We start from the raw sequence: 5,175 nt of genomic DNA on the forward strand, positions 1-5,175 counted from the left end.
AGATGGGGATAAGAGACAGGCGGTGCGCCACGTCCGGCAGGTGGCGCTGGATGACCGTCCCGCCGCGCTGGCCCGGATCGGTCGGGCGCTGGCCGGCAGCGGCGTCCGGCACGATCCGGAACGACTGGTCGCCGCGTTCGGCCGAGGCGGGCGCGTGACGCTCAACTTCCATCCCGACCGGCTGCTCGCCGACGGGCGCACGGTGGCCGAGGCGCTCGCCACCGAGGGCGTCTACCGCAGCCAGTTCGAGACGGGCATCTCCAACGGCGGGCTCAGCGCGTACCCGGGCGGCGACCGGGACCGCTGGGAACGGCGACTCTTCGGCGGCGCGTACCAGCGACGGGGTGTGCGCCCGGGGGACCGCCCGAAGTACGGCGGCCTGAACCTGCTGGACCACCCGGACGGCGCGTGCCCGCGCTTCGGCTCCTGCCACCTGCGGCTGCGCCCCGAGGTGCTGACCCGCACCACCTTCTGTGTCGGCGACAGCCACCTCGGCCCACGGGACGTCGGCACCGTCGACGTTGTCGAACCGGTGCTGGCGGCGCTGCTCGCCACGACCGCAGACACCGGCAGCACGCTGGGGCGGCCGGGCACGGACGTGTCGACCCTCGTCGAGGAGCTGCTGCGCCGACGCGCGCACGTCGACACCGTGCCCCGCACCGCCGGCCGGGCGCTGGACGACTACGTCGAGGCGCAGGTCCACGGGCCGGTCACGCTGGCCCGGGACGTGTGCGAACTGGTGGTCGACCCCTCGTTCCGTGGCACCGCCACCGGCGTCACCCTCGCGGTCGCCGCCGAGCGGTACGGTTTCCCGCTGCGCTGGCACGCTGGGTTCGCGCTGCCGGTGGACCAGGTCGACGCCGAGTTCCGTGGGCCGGTGATCCCGCCGTTGGCCGCCCGCGTGCACGCCGAGTTCGCCGGGTCGGGGGAGCCGGTGCACGCCGCGCTGATCGGACGGGCCGCCGCCTCGGTGGTCACCGACCCCGGCCGCTGGGCCGATCGCGGGTCCACGGCCGAGACGCTGCAACACCTCAAGCAGCTCTGGCACGTCCTGGTCCGCTTCGGCACCCCGTACGACGTCTGAGTCCTCCGTCCGCTCCGGCACCTGAGGTTCTGGCGCGATAGGTGACCTGGGCCACGGTGCGGGGCAAGTCGGGCATGCCTGGAATGACCGACACGTCGGGCGGGTTGTGTTCCCCATAGCGCCGGCACCCACACCCCGACCGGCGGCAGTTTCCCCCGAGAGCGGCTCACCCCGAGCGGCTCGTACGATCGAAAGGGCAACCATCGTGAAGCTGGACTTCACTCGATGGCTCCCGGCCATCGCGACGAAACCGAACCGGAAGACCACCCTCAGCGTGGTGGGCGTGACCGCCCTCACCGGGCTGGCCCTCGGCCCCACCGCCGTGGCCGCGCCGATCACCACCGGCCCGCACCAGGGCGCCGTGGCCGCCATCGACAAGGCCACCGGTCGCCACTCCACCGGCGCCACGGTCGAGTCCGGCCTGACCACCGGCGGCACCACGGACAAGCCCCGCCCCGGCAAGCCGAGCCGCGACGACCTGATCCCGCACGGTGTGCAGGGCGCCCAGTCGCGGGTACCCCTCGACAACGCGCAGCGCCAGAACGCCAAGACCATCATCGAGGTCGCCAAGGACACCGGCGTCGGCGAGCGAGGCGCGGTGATCGGCATCGCCACCGCACTGCAGGAGTCGAAGCTCTACAACCTCGGCCACCTGGGCGCGTACAACGACCACGACTCCCAGGGCCTGTTCCAGCAGCGCCCGTCGACCGGCTGGGGCAGCGTGGACCAGATCACCGACCCCGAGTACTCCTCGACGGTGTTCTTCGAGGCCCTCAAGAACGTCGGCGGCTGGCAGGACCTGCCGTTGACCACGGCCGCACAGACGGTGCAGGTCTCGGCGTACCCGTTCCACTACGCCCAGTGGGAGGAGCAGTCGGCGGACATCGTCACCCAGCTCTGGTGACCCGCTTCGCCACCACGGCCGGCCCCGATCCGGGGCCGGCCGTTCCCGTCCCCCCACCCGGTGTCGCCCTCCGCGCGGCCTGGTCGGCGAGCGGTGCCCCCTCCGCCGCACCGCGCAGATCGCGTTGATCGCGTTGATCGCGCAGATCGCGTTGATCAAGAGGTTTGCATCGCGATTCCTGTCGCGCTTGCACCAAAACTTCTTGATCAACGGAGTTGGCGCGCAAGGCGGGCGACGGCGGAGATGGGCTGGCGCGCTGTTTGCGCCGAATGTTCGGTTCGCTGGTGGCCCGTGGGTGGGTGCTGGGTGGAATCCGGGGTGGGGTCGGGGCGTTGTAGTCGGGTGGCTGACCGCGCAGGCTGGAGGGTGGCGGGCTGGAATGACCCCGCCTGGTCGGTGGTTATGCCTGGTTCCAGTGCCGGGTCAGGCTTCCGGGTGGCCGGGGAATGATGCGGGCTGGCGGGTGGTTGTGTATTGACCCGACGCCGTAAGACCTGGTCCGGTGATTCCCCTTCTCGGGCCCGTGTTGCCGTCGGATTTCCTCTTCTTCTAGCGCCTGACGGCGTTTGCGTCACTCTCGATCCCCCTGTGGGTGGCGTCTTCCCCCGAATGGAGCTTGTGATGAATTCGAAGCTGTTGCGTAAGAGTGTTCTTGGTGTTGCTGGTCTGGCGTTTGCTGGTGGTGTGTTCGCTGGTCCGATCGGGCAGGCTGACGCCGCCCCTGTCACGGCTGGTTCGTTGGTGGCGGTGCAGGCGGACAAGCCGGACTCCGGCAGGTTGGTGCCGCATGGTGTGCAGGGTGCCCAGTCGCGTATCGATTTGGACGATGAGCAGGTCGGCAACGCGAAGGCGATCATTGCGGCGACGAAGAAGGCTGGTATGGATGAGCGTGCCGCGGTGATCGCGATCGGTACGGCGTTTCAGGAGTCGAAGTTGGAGAACCTGGGTCATCTGGGTGACCGTAACGATCATGATTCGCAGGGCTTGTTCCAGCAGCGTCCGTCCAGTGGTTGGGGCACGGTGGAGCAGATCACCGACCCCGAGTACTCCACCCTCGCGTTTCTGAAGGGTTTGAAGCAGGTCGACGGCTGGCAGGACATGCCGTTGACGGTGGCGGCGCAGACGGTGCAGGTGTCGGCGTTCCCGGATCACTACGCCCAGTGGGAGCAGCAGGCCGCCGACCTGGTCGCCGAGCACTGGAACAGCTGACCCCACACCGATCAGACTTTCCTCGCACAAGGGGGAGCAAGAACGCCGCCGGCCGGTACCCATCACGGGTACCGGCCGGCAGCGTCGTCTCCGCGCCCCGGATCCCCGCACGACTTGCGGTGTACGGCGGGGTGGGATGTAAGCAGGGGTCCCTTCCTATACACCAGGCGATAGCAGGGGACCCCTGCTTACATCCGACCACGGCGGTGATGACGGGCGATGTCGACGAGGGCTACGAGCAGTGCCAGGGCGATGATGCCGGCGGACACGAGCAGGGACCGCTCGAATGCTCTCGACCAGGCGTTGTCCCCGCTGGCCACGACCGAGAAGAAGACCGCGCCGACGGCGGCGATCCCGGCCGCCGAGCCGATGCGCTGACCGGTCTGGAGCATCCCCGCACCGCTGCCCGCCTGCGGCACCGGCACCTGCGCCAGGGTCAGCGTCTGGTTCGGGGCGATCACCAGGCCGCTGCCCAGCCCGGCCAGCAGCAGCGGTGCGGCGGTCACCCAGGGGACGGGCGCGTGCGGCGCCAGCTCGATGGCGAGCGCCACCAGGCCGAGGCCGACCACCACGGCGAGCAGCCCGACGGCGACCAGCGGCCGACCGTAGCGGTTGACGATCCGCCCGCCGACGGCCGAGGCGACGGCCGACCCGAGGGCGAACGGTGTGATCGCCAGTCCGGCGACCAGCGCACTGTAGCCGCGTCCGTTCTGCAGGTACAGCGTGAAGATGAAGAAGATCGCGGTGAATCCACCGAAGTAGATCAACGCGATCAGGGAACCCAGCGCGTACGACTGGCGGGTGAAGAGGCGGATGTCGAACAGGGGTGGACCCTGGCGTGCGTACCGCCGCTCCCAGAGCGCGAAGCCGACCAGGGTGACCAGGCCGGCGGGGAGCAGTAGCCACTTGGCCGGGCCGTGCCACTGTTCCCGCTGGACCAGCGGCAGCAGCACCAGGGTCACGCCGACACCGAGCAGCACCACGCCGATCGGGTCGGCGCGACGGCGTACCACCTGACCGATCGGGTGGCGGGGCAGCAGCCGCCAGCCGAGGATCACCGCGACGATGCCGACCGGCACGTTGACGAAGAAGACCCACCGCCAGCCGTGTTCGGGGCCACCGGCGGCGATCAGCAGGCCGCCGAGCAACGGGCCGACCGCGGTGGAGATGCCGATGGTGGCGCCGAGCAGCCCGAACGGCCGGGCCCGTTCCGGACCCTGGAACAGCTGCTGGATGAGGCCGGTCACCTGCGGGTTCACCAGACCGGCGGCGGCACCCTGGAGCAGTCGGGCGGCGACCAGCCAGCCGGGTGACTGGGCGAGTCCGGCGACGGCGCTGGTCACGGTGAACAGGGCGATGCCGAACACGAAGGCGTTGCGTCGGCCGTGCACGTCGCCGAACCGACCGGCCGGCACCAGCACCAGGCCGAAGGTCAACGCGTACCCGGAGAGCACCCACTGCAGGTCGCTCGGCCCGGCGTCCAGGGCCCGGTCCAGCGACGGGATGGCCACGTTGACGATGCTGATGTCGAGCAGCGTCATGAACGCCGCGACCAGCCCGACGCCCAGGGCCTGCCACCGTCGCCGGTCGTCGTACGTGTCGGTGCCGGTGGCGCTCATCGCCCCCCTGTCGCGCCCGGTGCGGGAGCCACGCCGTCAGGTGAGCTGCTGGGCGCAGAAGCGCGGGCCGAAGTCGAGCCCGGCCATCGGCGAGTCCTCCCGGTGGAGCAGGTTCTTCTCGGTGAGCAGGTGCAGCGTGGTCTGCAACTCCTCCTCGGTCAGGCCGCACTCCTGGGCGATCAGGTCGGGGTAGGGGACCTGTCCGCGTACCTCCAGGGCCGCCACCGCGTCGTACACCCGAGCCTCGACGTCCGACAGCTGGACCTCCTGCATGGTTTCCTCCTTGGGCTCCGACCGCCGGTCGCGGGCGGTCTGCCGGGCGCGCTTACCCGGCGCGGCGCCGAAGATGCGCCCCGGTC

At 70.5% G+C, this 5,175-nt stretch carries 5 protein-coding genes; 3 read left to right on the plus strand and 2 right to left on the minus strand.

The annotated features are described in order from the left end of the window. Positions 1-22: 22 nt before the first annotated feature. From EYA84_RS25765 to EYA84_RS25775, 3 genes are all read left to right on the plus strand, one after another. Positions 23-1,084: a DUF3626 domain-containing protein gene (locus EYA84_RS25765; protein ID WP_236145959.1), complete on the plus strand. Its 1,062-nt coding sequence runs from the start codon at positions 23-25 to the stop codon at positions 1,082-1,084. Positions 1,085-1,289: 205 nt separating this feature from the next. Further along, positions 1,290-1,988 carry a hypothetical protein gene (locus EYA84_RS25770; protein ID WP_131056163.1) on the plus strand — a complete coding sequence of 233 codons (699 nt, stop codon included), beginning with the start codon at positions 1,290-1,292 and terminating at the stop codon, positions 1,986-1,988. Between the two features lie 621 nt (positions 1,989-2,609). Beyond that, positions 2,610-3,197, plus strand: coding sequence for a hypothetical protein (locus EYA84_RS25775; RefSeq protein WP_131056165.1), 588 nt, complete (start codon positions 2,610-2,612; stop codon positions 3,195-3,197). Positions 3,198-3,385: 188 nt separating this feature from the next. Here the strand turns inward: EYA84_RS25775 and EYA84_RS25780 are convergent, their stop codons facing one another. Then, positions 3,386-4,816 carry an MFS transporter gene (locus tag EYA84_RS25780; protein WP_131056167.1) on the minus strand — a complete coding sequence of 477 codons (1,431 nt, stop codon included), beginning with the start codon at positions 4,814-4,816 and terminating at the stop codon, positions 3,386-3,388. A gap of 36 nt (positions 4,817-4,852) precedes the next feature. Continuing rightward, the gene (locus EYA84_RS25785) at positions 4,853-5,089 is read right to left on the minus strand and encodes a hypothetical protein (RefSeq protein WP_131056169.1); all 237 of its coding nucleotides are present in this window, start codon (positions 5,087-5,089) and stop codon (positions 4,853-4,855) included. Between the last annotated feature and the right edge of the window lie 86 nt (positions 5,090-5,175).

Origin of the sequence: Verrucosispora sp. SN26_14.1 (assembly GCF_004307965.1) — a bacterium.
Classification (GTDB): Bacteria; Actinomycetota; Actinomycetes; order Mycobacteriales; family Micromonosporaceae; genus Micromonospora.